This is a genomic window from Planotetraspora phitsanulokensis (assembly GCF_016863295.1).
GTDB classification, from domain to species: domain Bacteria; phylum Actinomycetota; class Actinomycetes; order Streptosporangiales; family Streptosporangiaceae; genus Planotetraspora; species Planotetraspora phitsanulokensis.
In genome coordinates this window covers 141,518-167,648 of record NZ_BOOP01000020.1, presented here as the reverse complement: position 1 = coordinate 167,648, position 26,131 = coordinate 141,518, and the positions used below count along the sequence as shown (strand labels likewise).

Annotated in this window: 22 protein-coding genes; 9 read left to right on the top strand and 13 right to left on the bottom strand. The window is 70.5% G+C overall.

From position 1 onward, the window contains the following. Positions 1-4: 4 nt before the first annotated feature. The gene (locus Pph01_RS21965; RefSeq protein WP_204075009.1) at positions 5-802 is read right to left on the bottom strand and encodes an SDR family oxidoreductase; all 798 of its coding nucleotides are present in this window, start codon (positions 800-802) and stop codon (positions 5-7) included. Positions 803-965: 163 nt separating this feature from the next. Between Pph01_RS21965 and Pph01_RS21960 the strand changes: the two genes are divergently transcribed. Beyond that, entirely contained in the window at positions 966-2,030 is a 1,065-nt protein-coding gene (locus Pph01_RS21960) for a DUF4192 domain-containing protein (RefSeq protein ID WP_239116909.1), read from the top strand. 48 nt (positions 2,031-2,078) lie between these two features. Here Pph01_RS21960 and Pph01_RS21955 read toward each other — a convergent pair whose 3' ends face one another. Then, positions 2,079-2,429 (bottom strand): hypothetical protein, encoded by a 351-nt coding sequence (locus Pph01_RS21955; protein ID WP_204075007.1) that lies wholly within the window; start codon positions 2,427-2,429, stop codon positions 2,079-2,081. Between the two features lie 224 nt (positions 2,430-2,653). On the opposite strand from Pph01_RS21955, the gene Pph01_RS21950 reads away from it, so the two are divergent. Beyond that, complete coding sequence (locus Pph01_RS21950) at positions 2,654-3,175, top strand: DUF1707 and DUF4870 domain-containing protein (protein WP_239116908.1); 522 nt, start codon at positions 2,654-2,656, stop codon at positions 3,173-3,175. A 13-nt stretch (positions 3,176-3,188) separates the two neighbouring features. Here the strand turns inward: Pph01_RS21950 and Pph01_RS21945 are convergent, their stop codons facing one another. The 5 genes from Pph01_RS21945 to Pph01_RS21925 form a co-directional block, all read right to left on the bottom strand. Continuing rightward, entirely contained in the window at positions 3,189-4,715 is a 1,527-nt protein-coding gene (locus Pph01_RS21945; protein WP_204075005.1) for an ATP-dependent DNA ligase, read from the bottom strand. A 45-nt stretch (positions 4,716-4,760) separates the two neighbouring features. Continuing rightward, entirely contained in the window at positions 4,761-6,233 is a 1,473-nt protein-coding gene (locus Pph01_RS21940; RefSeq protein WP_204075004.1) for a glycosyltransferase family 39 protein, read from the bottom strand. A gap of 90 nt (positions 6,234-6,323) precedes the next feature. Then, positions 6,324-6,698, bottom strand: a complete 375-nt coding sequence (locus tag Pph01_RS21935) for an FKBP-type peptidyl-prolyl cis-trans isomerase (RefSeq protein WP_204075003.1) — start codon at positions 6,696-6,698, stop codon at positions 6,324-6,326. A 176-nt stretch (positions 6,699-6,874) separates the two neighbouring features. Beyond that, positions 6,875-7,591 (bottom strand): YflT domain-containing protein, encoded by a 717-nt coding sequence (locus Pph01_RS21930; protein ID WP_204075002.1) that lies wholly within the window; start codon positions 7,589-7,591, stop codon positions 6,875-6,877. A 70-nt stretch (positions 7,592-7,661) separates the two neighbouring features. Beyond that, positions 7,662-9,101, bottom strand: a complete 1,440-nt coding sequence (locus Pph01_RS21925) for a GuaB1 family IMP dehydrogenase-related protein (protein WP_204075001.1) — start codon at positions 9,099-9,101, stop codon at positions 7,662-7,664. 106 nt (positions 9,102-9,207) lie between these two features. Between Pph01_RS21925 and Pph01_RS21920 the strand changes: the two genes are divergently transcribed. After that, a complete protein-coding gene (locus Pph01_RS21920) occupies positions 9,208-9,711 on the top strand; it encodes a GyrI-like domain-containing protein (protein WP_204075000.1) in 504 nt (167 codons plus the stop codon). A gap of 106 nt (positions 9,712-9,817) precedes the next feature. On the opposite strand, the gene Pph01_RS21915 is transcribed toward Pph01_RS21920, so the two are convergent. Next, the gene (locus tag Pph01_RS21915) at positions 9,818-10,486 is read right to left on the bottom strand and encodes a nitroreductase family protein (RefSeq protein WP_204074999.1); all 669 of its coding nucleotides are present in this window, start codon (positions 10,484-10,486) and stop codon (positions 9,818-9,820) included. 70 nt (positions 10,487-10,556) lie between these two features. Further along, a complete protein-coding gene (locus tag Pph01_RS21910) occupies positions 10,557-11,678 on the bottom strand; it encodes a CaiB/BaiF CoA transferase family protein (RefSeq protein ID WP_204074998.1) in 1,122 nt (373 codons plus the stop codon). A gap of 74 nt (positions 11,679-11,752) precedes the next feature. Here Pph01_RS21910 and Pph01_RS21905 point away from each other — a divergent pair, with 74 nt between their 5' ends. Beyond that, a complete protein-coding gene (locus Pph01_RS21905; protein ID WP_204074997.1) occupies positions 11,753-12,730 on the top strand; it encodes a 2-hydroxyacid dehydrogenase in 978 nt (325 codons plus the stop codon). A 4-nt stretch (positions 12,731-12,734) separates the two neighbouring features. On the opposite strand, the gene Pph01_RS21900 is transcribed toward Pph01_RS21905, so the two are convergent. Beyond that, on the bottom strand, positions 12,735-13,469 hold the full coding sequence (locus Pph01_RS21900) for an N-acetyltransferase (RefSeq protein ID WP_204074996.1): 735 nt from the start codon (positions 13,467-13,469) through the stop codon (positions 12,735-12,737). A gap of 224 nt (positions 13,470-13,693) precedes the next feature. Here Pph01_RS21900 and Pph01_RS21895 point away from each other — a divergent pair, with 224 nt between their 5' ends. The 4 genes from Pph01_RS21895 (at position 13,694) to Pph01_RS21880 (ending at position 19,234) form a co-directional block, all read left to right on the top strand. Next, positions 13,694-15,067, top strand: coding sequence for an FAD-binding oxidoreductase (locus tag Pph01_RS21895; RefSeq protein WP_239116907.1), 1,374 nt, complete (start codon positions 13,694-13,696; stop codon positions 15,065-15,067). A 54-nt stretch (positions 15,068-15,121) separates the two neighbouring features. Further along, the gene (locus Pph01_RS21890; RefSeq protein WP_204074995.1) at positions 15,122-16,381 is read left to right on the top strand and encodes a class I SAM-dependent methyltransferase; all 1,260 of its coding nucleotides are present in this window, start codon (positions 15,122-15,124) and stop codon (positions 16,379-16,381) included. Between the two features lie 138 nt (positions 16,382-16,519). Beyond that, complete coding sequence (locus tag Pph01_RS21885) at positions 16,520-17,794, top strand: cytochrome P450 (protein ID WP_204074994.1); 1,275 nt, start codon at positions 16,520-16,522, stop codon at positions 17,792-17,794. Positions 17,795-17,992: 198 nt separating this feature from the next. Further along, positions 17,993-19,234, top strand: coding sequence for a cytochrome P450 (locus tag Pph01_RS21880; RefSeq protein WP_204075087.1), 1,242 nt, complete (start codon positions 17,993-17,995; stop codon positions 19,232-19,234). Positions 19,235-19,258: 24 nt separating this feature from the next. Here Pph01_RS21880 and Pph01_RS43395 read toward each other — a convergent pair whose 3' ends face one another. Further along, positions 19,259-20,905, bottom strand: coding sequence for a hypothetical protein (locus Pph01_RS43395; protein WP_204074993.1), 1,647 nt, complete (start codon positions 20,903-20,905; stop codon positions 19,259-19,261). A gap of 672 nt (positions 20,906-21,577) precedes the next feature. Here Pph01_RS43395 and leuS point away from each other — a divergent pair. Beyond that, entirely contained in the window at positions 21,578-24,040 is a 2,463-nt protein-coding gene (gene leuS / locus Pph01_RS21870; protein ID WP_204074992.1) for a leucine--tRNA ligase, read from the top strand. 106 nt (positions 24,041-24,146) lie between these two features. Here leuS and Pph01_RS21865 read toward each other — a convergent pair whose 3' ends face one another. Continuing rightward, positions 24,147-25,247 carry a MalY/PatB family protein gene (locus Pph01_RS21865; protein ID WP_239116906.1) on the bottom strand — a complete coding sequence of 367 codons (1,101 nt, stop codon included), beginning with the start codon at positions 25,245-25,247 and terminating at the stop codon, positions 24,147-24,149. 91 nt (positions 25,248-25,338) lie between these two features. Continuing rightward, positions 25,339-26,049: a transcriptional repressor LexA gene (gene lexA, locus Pph01_RS21860; protein ID WP_204074991.1), complete on the bottom strand. Its 711-nt coding sequence runs from the start codon at positions 26,047-26,049 to the stop codon at positions 25,339-25,341. Positions 26,050-26,131: the final 82 nt, after the last annotated feature.

Genomic DNA, 26,131 nt, shown 5'->3' with positions numbered 1-26,131 from the left:
GTGTTCACGCCGGCGGCCCTTCCGGGGCGTTCGCCGCCGCCCAGATCGCCGCCACCGCGTCCAGATACCCCTCGGGGTCGGTGGCCCGCCCACGTACGGCCGCCGCCGTCTGGGGATGCGTGAAGATCAGGAAGCGCTCCTCCCGCAGGCCCTCGACGACGACGTCGGCGACCTCCGCGGGCTCCATGGGCGGGCCCTCGAGCCGCAGGAACCGGCCGACGGCCCCTTCGCCCACCCCTTCGATCATCGGCGTCTCCACCAGGGCGGGGCACAGGCAGGAGAAACGGACTCCCGTTCCCCGGTAGAGCACGGCCAGCTGCTCGGCCAGGGCCAGCGCGGCGTGCTTGGTCACGGTGTACGGCAGGGCCCCGGGGACCATCAGCAGGCCGACCGCCGAACTCGTGCTGAGCAGATACCCGCCACCCCGCCGGAGCATGGCGGGGACGAGCGCGCGGGCCGCCCACAGATGCGCCATGACGTGGACGTTCCACTGTCTCGTCCAGCCCTCGTCGTCGGCGTCGATTCCCCCGAGTGGATGGGCCAGCCCCGCGTTGGAACAGAAGAGGTCGATGGGCCCGTACGCCCCCTCCGCCTCCGCGATCACTCGAAGGATCTCCTGCTCGCTGCCCACGTCGGCCGTGACCGCCAGGCCGCCGACCGCGTCGGCCACCTCCGCGGCCGCCGCGCCGTCACAGTCCACGACGACGACCCCTGCGGCGTCCCTGGCGAAACGCTCCACGAGCGCCCGGCCGATGCCGCTGCCCCCGCCCGTCACCACCACGTGCCTTCCCCGCAGTTCCATACCGGCCAGCGTTCCCCCGTGGGGTGTGACGTCCCTTCGCGACGGTGGCCGTGGGGCTCCCTGCTTGAGACGCGGCCGTCCCGGTCCTGTGGACAACCGGGCTCCTCCACAGAACAGCGTTAAGCGCCTGGCCGCCGCGCGCGTCTCGGCGATGCTCGCGGCCATGACCACCACCCCGAAGCTCGTGCTCTCCAGCCCGGCGGACATCCTCGCCGCCGTGCCCTATCTCGTCGGGTTCCACCCCGCCGACAGCCTCGTCGTGATCGGCTTCACCGGAGCGTCGCTCCAGCTGAGCACACGGTGGGACCTGCCCACCGGGCCCGGCGACCTCGACCCTCTCGCGCCGCTGTTCGTGCGGGAGGGGGTCACCATGGCCGTCCTCGTCGGATACGGCCCTGAGCCGGTCGTGGACTCCGCGGTGCTCGAGGCCGGGCGGCTGCTCGAGAACGTCGGCGTCCGGGTGACCGAGGCGCTGCGCGCCGAGGACGGGCGCTACTGGTCCTACGCCTGCCCGACCATCGTGTGCTGCCCCGACGAGGGCCTGCCGTACGATCCGGTGTCCAGCCCGGTCGCGGCCGAGGCGGTCGTGCACGGGCTCGTCGCGCTGCCCGACCGGGGCAGTCTGCGCAGGACCGTCCAGCCGAGCGCCGCGGCCGCGATGCTGGAGGCGTCACGGGGCGTGGCGGGGGAGCTGCGGGCGCGGCTGGCCAGGCCGGGGCAGCCGGACGACGCGCTCGCGGCGGAACTCGTCGCGGGGGGACTCACGAGGGTCCATGCCGCGATCGACGTCTACGCCTCCGGCGGCCGGCTCGACGATCGGGCCGCGGCGCGCCTCGGGTTCGACCTGTCGATCATCCGCGTGCGCGACGAGGCATGGGCCCTGCTCGACGACGCCGACGCCCACCTGGCCCTGTGGAAGGACCTGACCCGGCGGCTCGATCCCCGCTACGCCGCGCCCGCCGCCTCGCTGCTCGCCGCCGCGGCCTGGCGGTCGGGCGACTGCGCGCTGGCGGGCATGGCGGTCGAGCGCGCCCTGGAGGCGGACGGCGGCTACTCGATGGCCCACCTTCTCCGGGACGCGCTGATCCACATGCTCTCGCCCGCCTCCCTGCTGGACCGGATGCCCACGCCGGAGGAGCTGGAGGCCGAGATGGGGCCGCCCAGGGGCTGCTGGCTCGGCCCCCTCGTCACATGGCTGTCCGACGAGCCGTCCGCGCGGGCGGGCTGAGGCCGTTCGTGCGGGGGCGGGGGCGGGGGCGCGGGGGAGGGCAGGCGGTCAGGCGTGCTCGCCGCTCTCGGCTTGGCGGCGCCGCTCGTTGTAGGCGCGCATCCGCGCCGGATAACCGGTGAGCTGGACGTCGTAGACAGGAAGGGCCAGGTCCCTGGCGACCTTCCTGATGACGGCGGGTGACCCGACGCGGCGGCGCGTCCACTCCCCGTCGTGGGCCACGGCGACCGCGGTGGTGTCGGTCGCGAAGGTCTCCGGTTCGACGAAGAACTCCACACCGCGCCGAGACTTCGCGAACTCGATGAGTGCTTCGATGTCGTCGTTCGTGGCTTCACGGTCGAACCTGGCGATCCGGGGGCCTCGCAGCCGCCGGATCCCGTAGCGATCGCGCCATCTCATATGCCTTGTATACCGTTCCGATTATCACGTTGGTGTTAAGAGGGACTTCTCGGGGCCGGGTAAGGGAAGTCCCCGATGGACCGGACGCCGATTCGCCGCGCAAGATGGAATCAGGCCCGGCGCAGGGCGGGGTGACTTCATCGACGGGAAGGCATGGTGTGATGCCGGCGGCAGCGACACCACCGTGGCAGGGGCGGGCACCGATGCCCCATCCGGGGCTGAGGGTGACCGACCAGGACCGTGAGCGGGTGGTCGAGCACGTCCAGGCGGCCTTCGCCGAAGGCAGGCTCGACAAGGACGAGATGGACGAGCGGCTCCACTTCGCGATGACCGCCCGCACCCACGCCGACCTGCTGCCGATCATGAACGACCTGTACGGCGTCCGCGCGGAGTTCGAGCCCGAGCCGCGGTTCCCCGCCGGGGAACCCGTGCCGGACGCCGGGGAACGCGTCGGCGGCGCGGCGGCCCACCTGCTCACCTTCTGCGGGCTGTTCGTCGTCGGGCCTCTGATCATGCTGCTCGCGGGCGGCCGCACCTCGCCCTACATCAGGCGGCACGCGCTCGAGGCGCTCAACTTCCATCTCACCGTGCTGGGCGCGACGCTGCTGCTGCCGTTCACCGTGATCGGCGTGGTCCTGCTGCCGTTCATCTGGATCCTGGGGTTCGTCCTGTCCGTCGTCGGCGGCGTCGCCGCCCTCGCGGACGGCAACTTCCGCTACCCGCTGACGGTCCGGCTGGTGAAGTGACGCCGGCCGGTGGTCAGGGCATGAGCGCGCGCACCGCCGCCACCGTGTCGGCCTCCTCGGCCCGCTTGTCGGGCCGGTAACGCAGGACACGGGCGAACCGCAACGCCATGCCGCCCGGATAGCGGGTCGACCGCTGGACGCCGTCGAAGGCGATCTCCACCACGAGTTCGGGCTTGACGGAGACGACCCAGTCGTCCGTCGACCCCTCCGCCAGGCGCAGGAACTGCTCGGTCTGCCAGGCCAGCAGTTCGTCGGTCAGGCCCTTGAAGGTCTTGCCGAGCATCACGAACCCGCCGGTCTCCGGGTCGAGCGCGCCCAGATGAAGGTTGGACAGCCGGCCTCGGCGCCGCCCGCTGCCCCACTCGGCGGCCAGCACGACCAGGTCGAGGGTGTGCCGCGGCTTCACCTTGATCCACCCGGCGCCCCGGCGGCCCGCGGCGTACGGCGTCGCCGGCGACTTGACCACCACGCCTTCGTGGCCGCGCCGCAGGGCCTCGGCGAAGAACGCCTCGCCCTCCTCTGCGTCGGCCGTGACCAGCCGCGGGGTCAGGAGCTGCGAGGGGACGGCGGCCGTCAGCGCGGCATGCCGTTCCTCGTCGGGCAGGTCGAGCAGGTCGGCGCCCCCGATGCGCAGGGCGTCGAAGAAGAAGACGCTGAGCGGAACGGCTTGGCGCAGCACCGCGACGTCGGTCTTGCTGGCCACCCGCCCGCCGGTCACCTGGAAGGGCTCCGGCCGGCCGTCGGGCCGCAGCGCGATCACCTCCCCGTCGAGGACGAGGTCGTCCGACGGCAGCGCGAGGACCGCCTCGACCAGTTCGGGCACCTGGGCGGTGATGTCGTCGAGGGTGCGGGTGAAGACGCCGACGTGCTCACCCGAGCGATGCGCCTGGACCCGCACGCCGTCGAGCTTCCACTCCACGGCCGCCGGCCCGCCGATCTTCTCCAGCGCGGCGGTCACCGTCGGGGCGCTCTGCGCGAGCATCGGGGCGACGGGACGCCCGACCTCCAGCGTGAACGCGCGCAGTTCCTCGACGCCGCCCCGCAACGCGGCGGCTCCGACCGCGGGCAGCCATCCGCGCAGCGTCAGCGCCCTCCGTACCTCGGCCGACGGGGCGCCCGAGGCCTTCGCGATCGCCTCGATCATCACCCCGTCGAGCGCACCCTGCCGCAGCTCTCCGGTCAGCAGCCGCTGCAGGAACGACTGCTCCTGCCGTGTCACCGAGCCGAACAGCTCGGCCAGCAGCGCCTTGCGCGCCGCCTGGGAGCCCGGCCCCGACTGCGCCTTGATCCGCTGCAGCAGGGAGTCGACCTCGGCGAGGGTGGCGATGGCCACCTGCCGCGGCTCCGGCACGTCCTGGAGCGTGCGCCAGCCGACGCCGATCTGGCGCTGCGGCAGCTCGCCGGAGAGATAGGCGACCGCGATCTCGGCTTCGTCCGGACCCACCCGGCTCAGGAGCTCGGCCAGATGCGCGATCTTGGCCAGACGGGCGGCGTCCGAGGCGACCGCCGCGGACGTCCGGGTGAGGTCAATCAGCAACACATCGTCATCCTGCCTCAACGCACCGGCGTTTGCCCACGGTGGGCGTCAGCTGTAGTGACGCGCCTCCGGCCACATCTGCTTCCACGGCCGGACGGGGTCGTGGCAGACGCTGATCGGGATCCCCTCTTCCTCGCCCGCCATGCCGTGGACGACGCCCGCCTGGGTGCACCGGGCGAAGCGCGCGGCCAGGAAGGTGGTGTCCCAGGTGAGGGCCACCACGACCCGGGTGCCCTCCGGCGGAGGGCCCCACCACCACAGCTCGTCGTGCCCGCTGTAGACCTTCGGCAGCCCGAGCTCGCCCGCCCACCGGTCGAGGGCGCCGGCCTGGCCGTAGTTGCTCGTGAGCAGCACCGCCCCGGCCCGGTCGGCGGGAGGCAGCCCCCGCACCACCGCCGCGACCTGTTCGGCGAGGCCGTGCATGCCGACCGACTCGCGGGCCACCTCGTTGATCGCGGCCACCGGGGTTCCGGCCAGCGAGGACGCCGGGATCACGGGCAGCGCGACCACGATGGACGCGGCCGCGTTGACGGCCAGGGCCGCCACCAGCACCGGGCGCCACCGCCATCCGGCGGCCGTCACACAGCCCGCCGCGAACAGATAGAGGAGGAACACGCCGACGTAGTCGGGCCGGCCGCCCGAGTAGAGCGTCAGCGCGCAGGCGACCGGATAGGCGATCGCGAGGGCCCGGGTCGCGCGGTCGCGCCACAGCCGGATCCATCCCACCACGATGAGGACGAACTGCGGCGGTCCGAGCAGCAGGATCTGCAGGGGCACGAAGGCGGCCCGGTTGTCGGCGCCCTCGTCGATCTTCAACGCGTCGGCCATCTGGAACTGCGGCCAGTCGTGCGTCGCCTGGTAGACGAGGTTGGGCGCGGCGATGACGAGCGCGAGGGCGGCGCCGATCCACAGCCGCCGGTCCAGGAGCACCTTCCTCGGCCCCGCCGCGAGGATCCCCACGCCGGCGGAGACGAGCAGCAGCACGATCAGGTCGCGGTTGTAGGTCGCGACCCCCGCGAGCACGCCCACCCAGAGCCAGTACCGGCCGTCCCCGCGCAGCAGGACGCGCAGGAGGCAGAGCACCACGGCCGTCCAGACCACGAGGTCGGGCGTGAGGGTGAGCAGCGTGTGCCCGGCGATCAGCGGGAGCACCGCCGTCGCCGTCCCGGCGGCGGCCAGGACCTGCGCGGCCCTGCCTCCGCCGAGCTCACGCGCGACGAGGGCGATCAGCACGACCAGGGCTCCGGTGCACAACGCGGGGACGATCCGCAGCGCGACGACCGTGTCGCCGAACACCGCCGTGGACACCCGGGCGATCATCGGCGTGAGCGGCGGGGTGTCGAAGTATCCCGGCTGGGGATGCTCGCCGAGGAGCCGGAAGTAGAGCTCGTCGCGGTGGTAGCCGTACCAGGGGCTGACGGCGAGCAGGACCGCCGCCGTCGCCAGCGCGACGCCGCCGACAGGGACTCGGGCGAACGGGGGGAGGCGAGTGCCCTCGTGGACCTCGGTGATCGTGGTCACGGGGACATCATCGTGTCACCGGGCCGCCCGCACCACCCCCCGGGGCGGCCCTCTCCGTTCGGCGCGCCGTGCGCGGCCGAACCGGGACGATCAGCCGACGCCGAGCAGGTCGACGACGAAGATGAGCGTCTCACCGGGCTTGATGGCGTTGCCCGCGCCGCGGTTGCCGTACCCGAGGTGGGCGGGGATCGTGAGCCGGCGACGCCCGCCGACCTTCATGCCGGCGACTCCGCGGTCCCAGCCGGCGATGACCCGGCCGCCGCCGAGCGGGAACTGGAAGGGCGCCCCGCGGTTCCAGGACGCGTCGAACTCCTCGCCCGTGGAGAACGCGACGCCGACGTAGTGCACGGTCACGGTGTGTCCGGGCTTGGCCTCCGGTCCGTCCCCCTCGACGAGGTCGACGATCTCGAGGTCCGCCGGAGGCGCGCCCTCCGGGAAGTCGATCTCGGGCTTCTCGAGTGCCACGTGGGTCTCCTGTTCTCTGCGCGCCGGATGTTTCCGGCCGACCGAACGACTCTACCGAAGATCACCCAGACGACCGACGCCCTCCCCGAGTCTGGTGGGAAGGGCGTGGTCGGCGGCACGACGGATCCGCTCTCGCGACCCGGCGTGGCGGTTCAGATCATTTCGGCCCGAGACGGTTACTGCGGGCGGTTCCGGTCCGGTCCCGGCCCGTGCCCGAGGTCCGTGCGTCCGGGCTCGGTCCCTCTCGTCTCGGTGCGGTGCGTGTCGGGCCGTTCCATGGACGGCCGGCCCGGCATGCCCATGTGGTCCTGGCCGGCCGGTCCCTGCATGCCGCGGTCCTGCATGGGGCCGCCCTGGGGGCCGCCGGGCATGTGCATGGTGCCCGGGCCGCCCTGCCCGGCGCGCCCCTGCATGCCGGCGGCGTGGGCGAGCGCCGCCCTGGCCTGATCGAGCATGGGGCCCGCCACGAGCACGTCGTAGTGGCCGGCGACGAGCGCACTGCGTGACGAGAAGTCACGCTGTCCGCGGCTCAGAGCGTGGGCCACGTAGCCGAAGATGGCGCCGACGATCGCCGCCCAGATGATCGACCAGATCACGATGCCGATGAACGAGATCGTGGTGGCGGTGAACAGGCCCAGGAACAGGCCGAAGATCAGGCCGATCACGGCTCCGCTCTCGAGGCCGCGCAGGGCCGCCCGGCCGGGAGTCAGCCTCCCCGTGACCTTCTCCTCGAGCCGGAGGTCGCTGCCGACGATGGCGGTCGTCTCCACCGGGAAGCCGGCGTCGGACAGGGCGTCGACCGTCCGTTGCGCCGACGCGTAGTCGGGGTAACTGGCCAGCGGCCGCATGTCGGCAGTCTGTGCGACCGGCCCTTTGGCGGGAGAGGTGAACATCTTCGCCTCCGTCGGGTTGTGCGGTCGATACGACACGGCCCTACCCGACGGTGGCTCGATATTCACGTCATTACCAGCTCTGGTGGAGAGGCATGCCTTCTGTGTACCCGGACGCGCTCTGGACGCCGACCACCGCCCGCTCGTGGAACTCCTCCAGGTTGGCGGCCCCCGCGTACGTGCACGAGGAGCGCAGGCCGGCGACGATCTCGTCGATCTGGTCTTCGACGCTCGGCCGCACCGGGTCGAGGTACATCCTCGACGTCGAGATGCCCTCTTCGAACAGGGCCTTGCGGGCCCGCTCGAAGGGCGTGTCGTCCACGGTGCGCAGCCGTACGGCCCGAGCGGAGGCCATGCCGAAGTTCTCCTTGTACTTGCGGCCGTCGGCGGCGGTGCGTGTGTCGCCCGGGGATTCGAACGTCCCGGCGAACCAGGAGCCGATCATCACGTTGGACGCGCCGGCGGCGAGCGCCAGCGCGACGTCGCGGGGGTGCCGTACGCCGCCGTCCGCCCACACGTGGCGGCCCAGACGACGCGCCTCGGCGGCGCACTCCAGGACGGCCGAGAACTGCGGCCGGCCCACCCCGGTCATCATGCGGGTGGTGCACATGGCGCCCGGCCCGACGCCGACCTTGAGGATGTCGGCGCCCGCCTCCACCAGGTCGCGGACGCCCTCGGCCGTCACGACGTTCCCCGCGGCGATCGGAACGCCGGGATCCAGGGCCCGCACGGCCCTGAGGGCGGCGAGCATCTTCTCCTGGTGGCCGTGCGCGGTGTCGACGACGAGGACGTCGACGCCCGCGTCGAGCAGCTCCTTGGCCTTGGCCGCCACGTCGCCGTTGACGCCGACCGCCGCGGCGATCCGCAGCCGGCCTCCTGCGTCGACGGCGGGCTCGTAGAGGGTCGCCCTGAGCGCGCCGGTGCGGGTGAGGATGCCGACCAGTTGCCCCTCGGCGTTCACGACGGGCGCCAGGCGGTGGCGGCCCTCGTGCAGGGCCTCGAAGGCCGTCTGCGGGTCGGTGTCCTGGGGCAGCGTCTGCGGCGAGGGCGACATGACCTGGGCCAGCTGGGTGTACATGTCGACGCCCTGGCAGTCGGCCTCCGTCACGACCCCGACCGGGTGGTTCTCCCAGTCGACGACGATGACGGCGCCGTGCGCCCGCTTCGGCAGCAGGTTGAGCGCCTCGCCGACGGTGTCGTGGGGCGTCAGCGTCAGCGGGGTGTCGTGGATCAGATGCCTGCTCTTGACCCACTCGATGACGTCGGCCACCACGTCGAACGGGATGTCCTGCGGGATGACCGCGATGCCGCCGCGCCGCGCGATGGTCTCGGCCATGCGGCGCCCGGCCACCGCGGTCATGTTGGCCACCACGATGGGAATGGTGGTGCCGGTGCCGTCGTTGGTCGAAAGATCGACGGCCAGCCGGGAACCCACGGCCGACCGTGATGGGATCATGAACACGTCGCTGTACGTGAGATCGTAGGGCGGCGTCACATCATTGAGGAATCGCACGTTTGTCCAGCCTACGTCCTGAGCCTTCCCTGTCCGGCATTCCCCGCGGGAGACGGCGCCAGACGCGTGGATGCCGGATGGATTCACGCGGTTGAGAGGGGGAGCCGTGGTCATCGTCGACCGGCCTGAACTGCTGATCGTCGGCCATGCCGTACGGACGACCAACGCCGCCGAGGCGGACCCGTCCCGTGCGCAGTTGCCCGGCCTGTGGGCGCGTGCGGGGGCACCCGGCGCCTTCGCGCACGTGCCGAGCCGCGTCGATGAGAACCTCTATGCGGTGCTGACCGACTACGAGGGCGATCACTACGGGGCGTACACGCAGATCGTGGGAATCGCGGTGCACACCGCGGCCAGGCTGCCCGAGGGGATGGTCGCGGTCCGTGTGCCCGGCGTCCCCGCCCTGCTGATCGAGGCGCGCGGCCCCATGCCGGGCGCGCTGATCGAGGCGTGGCAGCAGGTGTGGAAGCACAGCGAGTCGGGCGGGACGCCATCGAGGGCGTTCACCACCGACCTCGAGGTCCATCACCGGGGAGGGGCGGATCTCTACGTCGCCGTCCTGCCCTCCTACGGCGACCCCCGCCCCACCCCCTCACCCCAACTCCCGGCGTGATCATGCACGGGTTCGGTTGCGTCGCCTCTGACCTGCGGGTTCGCCGCTCGTGATCATGTACGGGTTCGGCCGCGTCACCGCCGACCTGCGGCCACGCAGTTCGTGATCATGTACTCGTCTCGTCGCCGGGCCACAGCGGCTCGGGGGTCTCGAAGCCGACCGGCTCGCCCCACTGGTTGCGGTAGCTCACCTCGTGGGCGGGCCGGCGCGGCGCCACGCCCCAGCGGCCCGTCGGATACCCGAAGGTGACCGTGCAGGCCAGCTCCCAGCCCTTGCCCTCCGGGACGCCCAGGATCCGCATCGCCTCGGCACCGTGGAAGAGCCCCAGCACGGTCGTCAGCGCGCTGCCCACGCCGAAACCGCGGGCGGCGAGTTGCGCGCTCCACACCGACGGGTAGATCGAGCCGCCGCCCGGGTCGTTCCGGGTGAAGGCGAACAGGAGCAGCGGGTAGCCCTCGAAGTGCTCCGCCAGGTGGAGGGACGACTTCATCACGCTCAGCGTCCTGGTGTCGCCGCTCGCCTCGGCACGCTCCCGCGCGGCCTTGTAGTGCCCGTCGTACAGGGTGCCGAGCGCGTCGCGGTAGAGCGGCCCGAGCTGAGCCTTCACCGACGGGTCGTCCACCAGCATGAATCGCCAGCCCTGCGCGTTGCCGCCGCTCGGCGCCCGGACCGCGGCGTCGAGGATCCGCTCCTGGATCTCCTGGGGGATGGGGTCGGGCTTCACACGCCGCATCGCGCGGGTCGTGTAAAGCGCCTCGAAGAGGTCCATGCTCATCGGCCGTTCATTCCTCGCTCACGATCGTGCGGCACGTGCGCGCCGCGGGCTCTCATCGGTTTCCCGGGATTCAGATCAGGACGCCCGCCTCGCGGTACGCCTCCGCCTCCTTCTCGGACAGGCCCCAGGCGTCGAGGTCGCGCAGACGGGTGGCGGGGGACAGGTCCCCCGTGCCGCTCCCCAGCAGCCGGGGCGCGGGAACCGGCTGCACCACGCCGTCGACCTCGACGAACGTCCCACGGGCCTGGTTGTGCGGATGCCGGGCGGCCTCGCCCATCGACAACACGGGGGAGACGCAGGCGTCGGAGCCCTCGAAGACCTCCTCCCACTCCGCCCGCGTCCTGGACCGGAACGCCGCGGCGAGCCGCTCGCGGATCCGCGGCCAGTTGGCCTGGTCGCCCCGGCTCGGCAGGTCCTCGAGGCCCATCCTGGTGAGCATCTCGGCCCAGAACTGCGGCTCCAGCGCCCCCACCGCGAGGAACCCCCCGTCGGCCGTCTCGTACGTGTCGTACATCGGGGCGCCCGTGTCCAGCAGGTTCGTGCCCCGAGCGCCCCACGAGCCGCTCTGGACCCCCTGGTAGAACATCGAGAACAGCACGGCGGCGCCGTCCACCATCGCGGCGTCGATCACCTGGCCCTTCCCGGTGCGCTCCCGCTCGAACAGGGCGAGCAGCACGCCGTACGCCAGCATGAGGCCGCCGCCGGCGAAGTCGCCGAGGATGTTGATCGGGGGAGTGGGCCTGCCGCCCGCGCGGCCGAGCATGGACAGGACGCCGGCGATCGCGATGTAGTCGATGTCGTGTCCCGCCGCCTTGGCCAGCGGGCCGTCCTGGCCCCAGCCGGTCATGCGGCCGTAGATCAGCCTCTCGTTGTCCGCGCGCAGGTCCTCAGGTCCGATGCCGAGCCGCTCCGCCACGCCCGGGCGGAAGACCTCGATCACCACGTCGGCTCCGGCCGCCAGCTTCTTGAACGCCTCGACGCCCGGGGGCGACTTGAGGTCGATGCCGATGGTGTGCTTGCCGCGATCCATGACGTCGGGGCGCGGAGCGTCCGTCACGGCTGTGACGCGGTCGACGCGCAGCACCTCGGCGCCGTGATCGGCGAGCATCATCCCGGCGAACGGCCCGGGCGCCAGCCCTGCCAGCTCCAGCACGCGCACCCCGGCCAGCGGGCCCTTCCGGGGCTGTTCCATGCGGCTCTCCTCAGTGGGTCCTACATTCGCTGCGCCCAGTAGAACATGTTTCTGGAGCATGCGAGACTCCGACCGTGACGTGGAAGATCCTTGCGCTGCCCCCACTGCCGGAGGAGGCCCTCCGCGGACTGCTGGGAGGCCTCGGCGACCAGGTGGAACTCGCCGTCCCCGCCCGCCGCGACCGGGACGCCCTGCTCGAGGCGCTGCCCGACGCCGACATCGTCGTCGGCGACTGGAGCGGCGGGCTCGTGCTCGACGCGGAGGCCGTACGGCGCGCCCCGAGGCTGGCCTTCGTGCAGCAGCCGTCGGTCGGCGTGGACGGTCATGATCTGGAGGCGCTGGCCGAGGCCGGCGTGCCGGTCTCCAACACGGCCGGAGTCAACGCGGACGCGGTCGCCGAATGGTGTCTCGCGGCGTCGCTGGCGCTGCTGCGGCACCTGCCTGACGCGGACCGTGAGATGCGGGCCGGAGGCTGGCCGCAGTTCACGTTCCAGCGGCGCGAGCTCGCGGGAGCCCGGCTCGGGATCGTCGGCTTCGGACCGGTCGGAGCCGCCTGCGCGCGCATGTTCGGCGCGCTGGGGTGCCGGGTGTCCTACTGGTCGCGCACGCCAAGGCCGGATTCCGGCGGCGCCGCCTACCTCGAGCTCGACGAGCTCACCGCATCCAGCGACGTGCTGGTGCTCGCCATCGCGCTCGCCGACGAGACCCACGGGCTCTTCGACGCCGTACGGCTGTCGCGGATGCCCCGTGGGGCCGTCCTCGTCAACGCGGCCAGGGGCCCGATCGTGGACGACGTGGCGCTGCTGTCCGCGCTGGAGTCCGGGCACCTCGCCGGGGCCGCGCTCGACGTCTACGACACCGAGCCGCCCGGCGCCGCGGACCCGCTGCGCGCGTCGGAGAAGATCCTGCTGTCGCCGCACGCCGCCGCGGTGACACCGGAGGCGAGCGCGCGGCTGATCCATTGCGTGCTCGACAACCTCGCCGCGGCGGTCGAGGGCCGTCCCGTCGTCAACGTCGTCAACGGCGTCGACCCGGTCGTCCGGCGCAGGTGAGCCGTCAGCGGAGGGCGTGCCGCACCCAGACGTTGGGCTCGACGTAGACGGCGTGGTCCGCCTCGAGGTCCACGTGCACGGGGCTCAGCGCCCCGGGGACCTCGAGGCGTCCCGGCCGGTCGAAGGGGAGCCCCGTCCAGCGCCGCCACTCGTCGAGCGTGCCGGGGATCACCATGGATCTGGGCGCCACGCGGTCGATCACCCCGCCCGCGCGGACGTGCACGCGAAGCCACGGGTCGTGGGGCAGGCCGTCGTCGCGGGTCCGCCAGGCGTACTCGGACATCGGCGTCCACGGCTCGAGGTGCTTGGCGTTGGGGCGTACAGGGGCGAGCAGTTCCGTGAACCCGAGCCCGGCGGCCTGCTCGCGCAGGCGGGCCAGCATCACCGCCGACAGACCCTGCCCGAGCAGGTCGGGCCGTATCGAGATCTCGATGGCCGAGACGGCGTCGGGACGGTCGCCGCGCAGTCTTGCCCGCCAGGCCCGCCTGACGACGTCGTCCCAGCCGCCGGCGGGCAGGGGATCCTCGCCGAGCGGCAGGGGGACGGACAGCGCCTTCGCCGCGAGACGGCCGTCGAGGGTGGCGACGAGCACGAACTCGGGGTAGGCGGTCGTGGCCACCGCGTAGTACAGGTCGGCGATCGGATCGTTGAGCATGAATTCCGGCCATGAGGTGGGCATGCCGAACAGGTCGCGCGCGAGTTCGGGGCGTTCCGTGAGGGTGCTGACGAACAGATCCACAAGGCGTCATCCTCGCCCCGGACGCGCCGTCCGTCCACACGTTATCGACGTTCGTGCCGTCTGACCTGCGGCGATTCGAAAGGTCCGGTTTGAGGGCCGATGTCGCCGCCGGCTACGGCATACCCCGATGGTTTTCGGAGACGTAACGTGTCTAATCTGGTCTGCGTTGTTTTCGAGGGATAACGTGCCTAGAGGCGGTCTCAATGATCCATGGGAGTGGTGCCATGCCCACGAGCAGCACGACCAGTATGACCGCCCATCTCAAGGCGGTCGAGCAGATCAGGGACTCCTACGCGGCGATTCCTGACGACGCGGCCCCCCGGCTGGCGAAGGCCACCACGAACCTCTTCCGGTTCCGCGAGCCCACCAAGACGGCGTCGCTGTCGGCCCGCGACCTGGACCAGGTGATCCAGGTGGACCCTGAGACCATGACGGCCGAGGTCCAGGGCATGACGACGTACGAGCACCTGGTCGACGCGACCCTGCCGTACGGGCTCATGCCGTACGTCGTGCCGCAGCTCAAGACGATCACCCTCGGCGGCGCGGTCACCGGCCTCGGCATCGAGTCGTCCAGCTTCCGGGACGGCCTGCCGCACGAGTCGGTCGAGGAGCTCGAGATCCTGACGGGTGACGGCCGGATCGTGGTCGCGCGGGCCGACAACGAGCACGCCGACCTGTTCAACGCCTTCCCGAACTCGTACGGCACGCTCGGCTACGCGCTGCGGATCCGCATCAAGCTGGCGCCCGTCAAGCCGTTCGTGCGGCTGACGCACATCCGGTTCACCGATGCGGACAAGTGCATGCTCGCCCTGAGCGAGATCTGCGAGAGCCGCAGCCACGAGGGCGAGCCGATCGACTTCGTCGACGGCACCTACTTCGGCCCCGGAGAGCTCTACGTCACCGTCGGGACGTTCTCCGACAAGGCGCCCTACACCTCCGACTACACCGGGATGCGCATCTACTACCAGTCGATCCGCACCCGGCCGCGCGACTGGCTCACCATTCGCGACTACCTGTGGCGCTGGGACACCGACTGGTTCTGGTGCTCGCGCGCGTTCGGCGTGCAGCAGCCGCTGGTCCGGTCCCTGGTGCCGCGCCGTTGGCTGCGCTCGGACGTCTACCGCAAGCTGGTGGGTTTCGACCAGCGCCACGGCGTGACCGCGCGGCTCGACCGCTGGCGGGACAGGCCGGTGCAGGAGTCGGTGATCCAGGACGTCGAGGTGCCGGTCGAGCGGGGCGCGGAGTTCCTCGAGATCTTCCAGAGCGAGGTCGGCATGACTCCGGTCTGGATGTGCCCGCTGAAGGCCACCCAGGATTGGCCGATCTACCCGCTGGAGCCGGGCAAGCTCTACATCAACTTCGGCTTCTGGGGCATGGTCCCGTTGCCGCGTGGTCAGCAGGACGGTTACTACAACCGTCTCATCGAGCATGCCGTGCACAGGCTCGGTGGCCACAAGTCGCTCTACTCCAGCTCGTACTACGAGCGGGAGGAGTTCTGGCGGCTGTACAACGGGGACTCGTACTGGCCGGTCAAGCGTGCGTACGACCCGGGCGGGCGACTGCTCGATCTATACGACAAGTGTGTCCGGGGCAGGTAGGCAGTTCCTGCGTGTGGATTTCGTACGAGATTTCGTACGTGGGGAGAGGTTGAAATGACTCTTGCCGAGATTTTCGAGAAAATCGTTGGCAGTGACGCGGGTGTGCAGTTCTCCGCGTACGACGGAAGCAAGGCGGGCGCGTCGGGCGCCGACATCCAAATCGAGGTCAAGTCGCCCCAGGCGGTGGCCTACCTCGCCAAGGCTCCGGGGGAGCTCGGCCTCGCGAGGGCGTACGTCTCCGGGCACCTCGACGTGCACGGCGACATGTACACGCTGCTCGACCGCATGTGGTCGCTGACACTCAACGACCTGCCGCTCAGCGAGAAGGTCGCCGCCATCCGCACCCTCGGCCCCAAGCCGCTGCTGATGAAGGCCCCCCCGCCGCCGCAGGAGATGCGCCGCAGCGCCATGGCCAGGCTGGGCAGCCGTCACGCCAAGCAGCGTGACGCCGAGGCGATCCACCACCACTACGACGTCTCCAACAGGTTCTACGAGTGGGTGCTCGGCCCCTCGATGGCGTACACCTGCGCGGTCTTCCCGTCCGCGGACGCGACGCTCGAGGAGGCGCAGTACGCCAAGTTCGACCTCGTGGCCAAAAAGCTCGACCTGCAGCCCGGCATGCGCCTGCTCGACGTCGGCTGCGGCTGGGGCGGCATGGTGATGCACGCCGCCCGCGAGTACGGCGTGAAAGGCCTCGGCGTGACGCTGTCGCGCCAGCAGGCGGAGTGGGCCCAGAAGGCGATCGCCGAGGCAGGCCTGTCCGAGCTGGCCGAGGTCCGCTACATGGACTACCGCGACGTGGCCGAGACCGGATTCGACCGGGTCAGCTCGATCGGCCTGACCGAGCACATCGGCAAGGAGCAGCTCCCGTCGTACTTCTCGTTCCTGTACGGCAAGCTCAAGCCGGGCGGGCGGCTCCTGAACCACTGCATCACCCGCCCCACGGGCACCGAGAAGACCATCAACAAGGGTGGTTTCATCAACCGGTACGTCTTCCCCGATGGTGAGCTCGAGTCGGTCGGTTACCTGGTCCGCCAGATGGAGGACGTCGGCTACGAGATCCGCCACGAGGAGAACCTGCGCGAGCACTACGCCCTGACGCTCCGCGAGTGGTGCAAGAACCTCGACGCCCACTGGGACGAGGCCGTCGCCGAGGTGGGGGAGGGCACCGCCCGGGTCTGGCGCCTCTACATGGCGGGTTGCGTGGTCGGGTTCGAGCGGAACAAGATCCAGCTTCACCAGGTCCTGGGCGTACGGCTCGACGACGAGGCGGCTGCGCACGTCCCCCTCCGCCCCAGCCTCGACTGGCCCTGATCCCGCGTCACCCCGCGTCTCTTCCGCGTGATCATGCACAGATTCGCTGATCACGCGGTTGAGCGGCGCGGCCACCGCGCGTGATCATGCACTGGGTGAGGTCTTGACGCAGGCGGTCGCTTGCACAAGATTGACGGCATGAGCGTGGCACCGGAGCTCGACCTGTCGCGAATTCCGTTCTGGGCGCTGCCTCGAGCCGAACGGCTGGACGCGTTCCGGCGGCTGCGCGACCTGGACCGGCCGGTCTTCCTCACCGAGAACAAGATCCCCTTCATCCCGCAGGGTGCCGGTTACTACGCGCTCGTACGGCACGCGGACGTGACCGAGGCCAGCAGGAACGCCGGGATCTTCAGCAGCGAGCCGACGTCCAACAGCATTCCGGACATGCCGCGCTGGCTGGCGGTCTACTTCGGCTCGATGATCAACATGGACGATCCCCGGCATGCGAGGCTCCGCCGGATCGTCTCCCGGGCCTTCACGCCGCGCGTCCTCGCCAAGATGGAGGAGGACCTCCAGCGGGCCGCCGAAGAGATCGTCGGCAAGGCCGTGAAGGAGGGCGCAGGCGACTTCGTCCCGCAGATCGCCGCACGGCTTCCCGTTCAGGTCATCTGCGACATGATCGGCATTCCGGCCAAATTTCATGACATGGTGCTCAGCCGTACCAACACGATCCTGGCCAACGCCGACGCCGAGTATTCGGGGTTCGGCGTGGACTACGCGCGCCCCGACGAGGTCGCCGGCCGCTGGACGACGGCCCGCGGTCTCATCAGGCTGCTGCGCGCCGGCCACGAGCTCAGCTCGCTGGCGCAGCGTCTCGGGCGCGAGCGCCGCCGCAACCCGACCGACGACCTGACCAGCCTGCTCGTCAACGGGGACGAGCGGCTCACCACCCAGGAACTCGGGTCGTTCTTCATCCTGCTCGTGGTCGCCGGCAGCGAGACGACGCGCAACGCGATCAGTCACGGTCTCAAGGCGTTCACCGACAATCCCGACCAGCGCGCGTTGCTGACAGGCGACTTCGAGGGGCACATCGCGGGCGCGGTCGAGGAGATCATCCGCTATTCGACCCCCGTCATCCAGTTCCGCCGGACGGTCACCCGTGATCACACCATGAACGGCATGGACTACAAGCAAGGCGACAAGGTCCTGTTGTTCTACAACTCGGCCAACAGAGACGAGGCCGTGTTCACTGATCCGGGCGTGTTCGACATCACACGCACTCCGAACCCGCACGTCGGCTTCGGCGGGCCCGGCCCGCACTACTGTCTCGGCGCCCACCTGGCTAGGAGGGAGATCACCGTGATGTTCCGCGAGTTGTTCACCCGGATGCCCGGCATCCGCGCCGAAGGCGAGCCTTCGTACCTGCTCTCCAACTTCATCAACGGGATCAAGCACCTGAGCTACCGCTTCTAAGTACATGATCACGGGTTGCGTTCGTGCAGGTCGGGCGGGCTGTCCGCGAACCTGTGCATGATCACGCCGGGGGATATTTTTGGAGAGATCACCGGACTGGGGGTGGTCTGTGGCAGGATAAACCGAATGTCATTCTGTTTGTGAATCGCCAGAAAGGGATCGGCCGTGACCCCCCAGCCTGTGGAAAGCACTCCCATCATGTCGGCCGCGGACATCAACCTGTCCGATCACGCCTTCTGGCTGCGCCCTCCCGCGGAGCGGGAACATGCCTTCCGCCTGCTGCGCGAGCTGGACAAGCCGGCGTTCTTCGCCGACCCCGAGGTTCCGTACATGTCGGTCAAGGGGCTCGGCTACCACGCGCTCGTCCGTCACGCCGACATCCTCGAGGCGAGCCGGAATCCGGAGATCTTCGCCTCCGGCCTGGGCGGGGCGACCAGCATCATCGACATGCCGGCCGAGTTCGCCGAGTACTTCGGCTCGATGATCAACATGGACGACCCCCGTCACGCCCGGCTGCGGCGGATCGTCTCCCGTGCGTTCACGCCCAAGATGATCAAGCAGTTCGAGGACGACGTGGAGGTCGCCGCGAGCCGCATCGTCGACGACCTTCTGGAGAAGGGCTCCGGCTGCGACTTCGTCACCGAGGTGGCGGCACGCCTTCCCCTTAAGATCATCTGCGACATGGTGGGCATCCAGGAGAGCGACTACGGCTTCGTCTTCGACCGGTCCAACATCATCCTGGGCGCCTCCGACCCCGAGTACGTCTCCGACGCCGAGTCGATCGGCACCGCGCTGCTCACCGCCGGCATGGAGCTCCAGGAGCTCGTGCAGAGGCTGGCGGCCGACCGGGTGGAAAACCCCACGAACGACCTGACGTCCTCCCTGGTCAACGCCAACATCGACGGGGAGAGGCTGACCGCTCAGGAGCTGGGCTCGTTCTTCATCCTGCTCGTGGTCGCCGGCAACGAGACCACCCGCAACGCCATCTCGTACGGCATGCGCCTACTGACGCTCAACCCCGACCAGAAGAGGTCGTGGCTCGAGGACGTCGACGGCCGGGCGCCCGGCGCCGTCGAGGAGATCGTCCGGCTGGCCTCCCCGGTCAACTACATGCGGCGCAAGGTGACCCGGGACCACGAGATGAACGGCAATCTGTACCGCGAGGGCGAGAAGGTCGTCCTCTACTACTGGTCGGCCAACCGGGACGAGAGCGTCTTCGACGACTCGCTCCGGTTCGACATCGCCCGCAACCCCAACCCCCATGTGGGCTTCGGCGGCCCGGGCCCGCACTTCTGCCTGGGCGCCCACCTCGCCAGGCGGGAGATCACCGTGATGTTCCGCGAACTGCTCCGGCGGGTGCCTCAGATCGAGGCGGGGGAGCCTGAGCGCCTGTTCTCCAGCTTCATCAACGGCACCAAGCACATGGAGTGCACCTTCTGACCGCCCCCGCCGGGTGACGCCGGCCTAGCTCGCCTTGAGCTTGCGCGTCGACTTGAAGACCGAGTTGATGTCGGGAAGCAGGTCGTCCTTGAGTTCGGGCACCGCCACGTAGACGATCGCCGGCAGGTCGCCGCCCGTGTTGAGCGCCGCGACGGCGACCGTCGTGTTCTCGTGGTCGGCGGTGACCTTGTAGGTGACGAGCAGGCCGGTGATGCCGTTGTGCGAGTAGCGCTGCTGCGCCACCTTCGCGGCCGTACTGCCCTTGGGGAAGAGCGTCTGCCTGGCCGTGGTCATCACGGCGGAGACCACGGGGGTGAGCTTGCTCGGCGAGGTGTACTTCGAGGCCAGCGACTCGGGCAGCGGGCCCGACATCACCTGGGCGAACTCACGCTTGCCGCGGGTCGTCATCCCGGCGGGCACGTACTGGCGCGTCGAGAATCCGTACGTCGTGCGGATGGCGGCCGCATTGGTGTCGACCTTCCACGGCCCGCGAAGCCGCGGCAGCGAGAGGGCCGCGTCGGGGTCGGGCACCGTGCCCTTGACGGGGGAAGGCGTGCCCTTGTTGTAGGCCGCGAGGGCCGGGAAGAGCACCTGCGGCTTGGCCGCGGCGGCCGACGACGTCGGCTCGGACGGCGGCGTGGCGCTCTTGTCGCCGGTGTCGCCCGCGCTGAGCGGCCCCGCGACGAAGGCCCACACCAGCCCGCCGATCAGCGCCACGATCACCGTGGCGATCAGCGCGAAGAGCCAGACGGGCCGGCCGCGCTCGTCGTCGTAGTCGTCCATGGTCTGAGAGCTGTCCCCGAAGACGGTGTCCCATAGTTCCTGCTGCCGGTGCGCGGGAGGCGTCTTGGGCCCGCTGATCTGCCCCGCCGTCACGAACGGCTTGTAGGGATCCTCGCCCCGTGCAGGGTCGGCCGAAGCCGGGTGCGCGACATCGGCGGGCGGTCCGGGCCAGGGCGCGCTCGGCTGAGCGGGCGCCTCGCCCCACGCCGGATCGGCGCCCCGGGTCTCATTCGCGGGCCAGGCGGTATCGGAACCGCCGGCCCCGGCGGCGGGCCAGGCCGCGTCCGAGCCGCCGGAGGCGCCCCAGGGGGTCTCTGCGGGGGCCGGGGGCGCGGGTGTCGACCACGCGGGAGTGGGTGCGGGGGTGGCGGGCGCGGACATGGACGCGGGGGCGGGCCACGACGCGGTGTCGGCCTGGCCGGATGACTGGGGCCATTCCCCCTGGCTCGGCTGCCGTTCCCCCTGGCCCGGCCGTTCCCCTTGGCGCGGCTGCGACCAGTCGGCCTGGCCCGGCTGCGACCATGACCCGGTGTCGCCCTGCCCCGGCTGGGACCAGGAGGACGCCGGGGGCTCCGGCGGCGCCGTACCCGGCCGGAGGGAGTCGAACGGTCCGCCTGGCGCGGGGCGGGCGGTGTCGAACGGTCCGCCTGGCGCGGGCCGGGCGGCGTCGAACGGCCCGGTGGCTTGGAAGGCCCCCGCGGAGGTGGGCATGGCCTCGAAGGAGGCGGACGGCGTCCACGCGATGTCCGAGGGTTCCGCGCCGGGCACAGGGGCGGTGACCGGGGTGAACGGCGACCTCACCTCGGCGTTGCCCTGCTGCGACGGCCGGGCGGAGCCGGACCCGCCGGGCTCGGGCATCCGGTATTCGGAGCCGCCGGGCTCAGGCATCCGGTACTCGGGGCCGCCGGACGGCCGGGGGCCGGGGGCGGGCGAAGAGGAGTACCGGGAAGGGGTGTCAGGGGCGGCTGGGATGGGGGGCATCGCCGCGGTCGCGGGGCCGTTCTCGCCGAAGGGAGGCACGGGGTCGGAGAACGAGGGGGAGGCTCCTGGGACCTCTGGCCACGCTGGTGGGATCTCCGGCCAGGCGTTCGACCGGTGTGGCTCATTGCGGTCCGAGGGCACGTTACCTCCCGAATTCATGCCCGGATTGGGGGTGCCTGGCATGTTCTCATGCCCCGTGGGGGGTGCCGCAGCGAAACTGGAGAATGCCCCACGAAACTGCTCCCCCGTCGGATCGGTTGGCGGATCCTGCATGGGCAGGTCCGGGAATGGGTCAGCCACAGCGAAGACAGTAGACTAACGGGACATAAGAGGTCACTACGGATCTGTCTCCATCAGGCATCGTGGGTTGACTGACACCGTCAGCCCCGAATATCCGACGGCGACCGCCTTGTCGTCTGCGCTACGCTGGACTCGCGTGTCGCGACCCTGCTTTTCAGGCAGCTGTTCCGTGAGCCGACACGATATGCGGAAACGCAGGCTGCCCCTCGTGCGGAGCGGGGGGCTCCGTCATGAGCAGGCGTCTTTCATCAGTGATCAGCCGCCTGGCGAGGAGTGGAAGTGGACGAGCCGGTGTACGACCCGCGGGCGCTGCAGGCCAAGTGGCTGCCGCGGTGGGAGGAGCTGAAGCCCTTCGCCGCGGTGGAGGACGCCGCCGACACCAGGCCGCGCAAATACATGCTCGACATGTTTCCCTACCCGTCGGGCGACCTGCACATGGGGCACGGCGAGGTGTTCGCCATCGGCGACGTTATCGCGCGCTTCTGGATGCAGAAGGGTTATAACGTCCTGCACCCGATCGGCTGGGACTCCTTCGGCCTGCCCGCCGAGAACGCGGCGATCAAGCGGAACGCGCACCCCGCCGAGTGGACCTACGCGAACATCGAGACGCAGGCCACCTCGTTCAAGCGGTACGGGATCTCCTTCGACTGGTCGCGCCGGCTGCACACCAGCGACCCGGAGTACTACCGCTGGAACCAGTGGCTGTTCAACCGCTTCTTCGAGCGCGGGCTGGCTTACCGCAAGGGCGGCCTGGTCAACTGGTGCCCGGTCGACCAGACGGTGCTGGCCAACGAGCAGGTCGTCGCGGGCAGGTGCGAGCGCTGCGGCTCCGAGGTGGTCCGCCGCGAGCTGACCCAGTGGTACTTCAAGATCACCGAGTACGCCGACCGGCTGCTCGACGACATGGCGCAGCTGGAGGGCGGCTGGCCCGAGCGCGTGCTGACCATGCAGCGCAACTGGATCGGCCGGTCGACCGGCGCCGACGTCCAGTTCGCGATCGAGGGCCGTGACGAGGCCGTCACCGTCTACACCACCCGCCCCGACACGCTGTACGGCGCGACGTTCTTCGTGGTCGCGGCCGACGCCGCGCTGGCCGAGGAGATCGTCGCCCCCGACCGCCGCGAGGCCCTGGCCGCGTACCGGGCCGAGGTCGCCAAGCTCTCCGACATCGAGCGGCTGTCGACGGAGAAGGAGAAGACCGGCGTCTTCCTGGGGACGTACGCGATCAACCCCGTCAACGGCGAGCGTATCCCGGTCTGGGCGGCCGACTACGTGCTGTCCGACTACGGCCACGGCGCGATCATGGCGGTCCCCGCGCACGACCAGCGCGACCTGGACTTCGCGGTGAAGTTCGGCCTGCCGGTCAAGGTCGTGGTGCACACGGGCATGGCAGACCCGGGCGACACCGGCGTCGCGACCCCCGGAGAGGGCACCCTGGTCAACTCGGGGCCGCTCGACGGGCTGTCCAAGGTCGAGGCCATCCAGCGGATCATCGAGATCCTGGCGGAGCGTGGCAGCGGCAAGGCGACGGTCAACTTCAGGCTGCGCGACTGGCTGCTGTCCCGCCAGCGATTCTGGGGCACGCCGATCCCGATCATCCACTGCCCCGACTGCGGCGAGGTCCCGGTCCCCGACGAGCAGCTGCCGGTCACGCTGCCCGACGTGCGCGGCGCCGACCTGAAGCCCAAGGGCGTCTCGCCGCTGGCGGCGGCCACCGACTGGGTGAACGTCGAATGCCCCAAGTGCGGCGGTCCGGCGCAGCGTGACACCGACACCATGGACACGTTCGTCGACTCGTCCTGGTATTTCCTGCGGTACGTCGACCCCCACTACGAGGACGGGCCGTTCGACGTCGAGAAGGTCCGCAAGTGGGGCCCGATCGACCAGTATGTCGGCGGCGTGGAGCACGCGGTGCTGCACCTGCTCTACTCCCGGTTCTTCACCAAGGTGCTGCACGACATGGGGATGGTCGACTTCACCGAGCCGTTCCTGCGCCAGCTCAACCAAGGGCAGGTCATCAACCGCGGCAAGGCGATGTCCAAGACGCTCGGCAACGGCGTCGACCTGGGGCAGCAGATCGACGCCTTCGGCGTGGACGCGGTTCGGCTCACGATGTTGTTCGCCGGCCCGCCCGAGGACGACATCGACTGGGCCGACGTCTCGCCGGCCGCGTCGCAGAAGTTCCTAGCCCGCGCGTTCCGCGTGATGGTCGAGGCCGGCGAGGCCTCCGCCGCCGGGGCCGACTTCTCGGCCGGTGACGAGGAGCTGCGCAAGGTCACCCACCGGACCATCGACGAGGTCACCAAGCTCGTCGAGGGCTTCCGCTTCAACGTGGCGATCGCCCGCACGATGGAGCTGACCTCGGCCGCACGCAAGGCCATCGACTCGGGCCCCGGCGCCGCCGACCCCGCGGTGCGGGAAGCCGCCGAGGCGATCGCCGTGATGCTCTCGCTGGTCGCGCCGTATGTAGCAGAGGAGGGCTGGGAGCGGCTCGGTCACGGGCCGACGGTCGCGAGGGCCGGTTGGCCGACGGCCGACCCGGCGCTGCTGGTGCGCGAGTCGGTCACGGCGGTCGTCCAGGTCGCCGGCAAGGTGCGCGACCGCCTGGAGGTCTCGCCGGAGATCTCCGAGGACGACCTGCGCGAGCTGGCGCTGGCCTCCGAGAAGGTCCAGACCCACCTCGACGGCACGCCGCGCAAGGTGATCGTGCGGGCGCCGAAGCTGGTCAACATCGTCCCGTGACCGCCGGTTGACGGCGTCCGCGGCGGCTTCCTCGACGGTCGACAACTGATCTCGACCCAGTACGGCAGGCCCGGGTCCCGGTGCCTGCCGTACGGGGCAGGGGAGATCAGAGCGCCCGCGTGATGCGGGAGAGCATCTCCTCGAGGATGGGGGCCGAGGTGGCGAAGTTGAGACGGGCGTGTGTGTCGGCGCCGCCGTACATCGGACCGGGGTTGAGCCGCACCTGTGCCTCCCGCTCGACGAACGTGGCGGCATCCGTGATGCCGAAGTCCAGCCACGCGAGATAGGTGGCCTCAGGGACCCGATAGCCGACCTGGGGTGGCAGCCGCTTGGCGATCAGCTCCCGGTTGCGGTCCAGGATCGTGAGCACCTCCCGCTGCCACGCGTCACCGTGCCTCCAGGCCGCGATCGTGGCGTCGACGCCCAGCACGCTCGGCGAGCCATAAATGTTCGGTGGCTCCTCGGCCAGCGCCTCACGTACGGCCGAGGCCCCGACATGGGCGACGGAGCAGTGCAGGCCCCCCATGTTGAAGGCCTTGCTCGCCGATGTGAGCGTGACGGTACGCGCCGGGAGGATCGTCGCGAAGGGGATGTGCACCGCCGGAGCGTAGACGAGCTCCGCGTGGATCTCGTCGGAGGCCACCAGGGCGTCGTGCCGCTCGGCGTACTCGGCGACCTCCGCCAGCTCCGCGCGGGTGAACGAGCGGCCCGTCGGATTCTGGGGGTTCACCAGGAGGACCACGCGAGCGGGCTCGTCCGGCATTTCGAACCGGCCGTCGGGCCCGATCGGAATGGGCAGCAGCCGCAGGCCCATGGCCCGGAACGTCCCGAAGAAGGGATCGTAGGCCGGCACATGCATCGCCACGGCGTCTCCGGGCCGGGTGGTCAGCCGCAGCACCACCTGGAGCGCCTGGACAATGTCCGTGAACGACCTGACCTGGCCGGGATCGAGCTGCCAGCCGTACCTGTCCGCCATGCGCTCGGCGAACGCCTCGGCGAGCGGAGGAACGTGGGCATTGTCCACCCACGTCGGGTAGCCCATATCGGTCTTGACGCGCCTGATGACCGCCTCCCGCACCGCGTCGGGCACAGGGAAGTCCATGTCCGCGACCCAGGCCGGGACCACGCCGGGCGGAGTGGTCGCCCACTTGATCCCGTCGCGGGTACGGGCGTCTTCGAGGGTGAGGGAGTCGAGATCGCTAAGCACGCTCTCACCCTATTTGGCCCGGTTCCGGGCGCAAGGGTGTACCCGTCGCTCCGCGGCGTGCCGATCGACGCCGCGGAGCGCAGGCGCCTCGCTAGAGCTTGCGCAGGACCGCGGTGACCTTGCCGAGCACGGTCGCCTCGTCGCCGGGGATCGGCTCGTAGCTCGGGTTGTGCGGCACCAGCCACACATGCCCGTCCTTGCGCTTGAAGGTCTTGACCGTGGCCTCGCCCTCGATCATGGCGGCCACGATGTCGCCGTTGTCCGCCACGGGCTGCTGCCGGACGACCACCCAGTCGCCGTCGGCGATCGCCGCCTCGATCATCGAGTCACCGGTGACCTGCAGCAGGAACAACGTGCCCTCGCCCACGAGCTGCTTGGGCAGCGCGAAGACGTCTTCGATGCTCTGCTCGGCCAGGATCGGCCCACCGGCGGCGATGCGTCCGACGAGCGGCACATAGGCCGCCGTCGGCCGGTTGAACCCGGCCTCCTCCTCGGCCGCGTCGGGATCCACCCACAGCACCGGCTCGCCCGGCAACCTGACCTCCAGCGCCCGGGGGCGATGCGGGTCGCGCCGCAGGTACCCCTTGCGCTGAAGCGCCGTCAGCTGGTGGGACACACTCGAGGTGCTGGTCAGTTGGACCGCCTCACCGATCTCCCGCATGGACGGCGGGTAGCCCCGCTGCTGGACCGAGTCGCGGATCACCTCGAGGATCTTGCGCTGCCTCGGGGTGAGACCAAGCGAGTCACGCCGGCGAACGGCGAGATCGCTGACATTCTCCGCCTGCTCCGTTCGGTCGCTCACGTTGCCACCTCTCAATCCGTGTTCCTCATGTCGCTCAGAGCGACGGTACCTCGATTCAAGATCAATATCAAACAATTGTTCG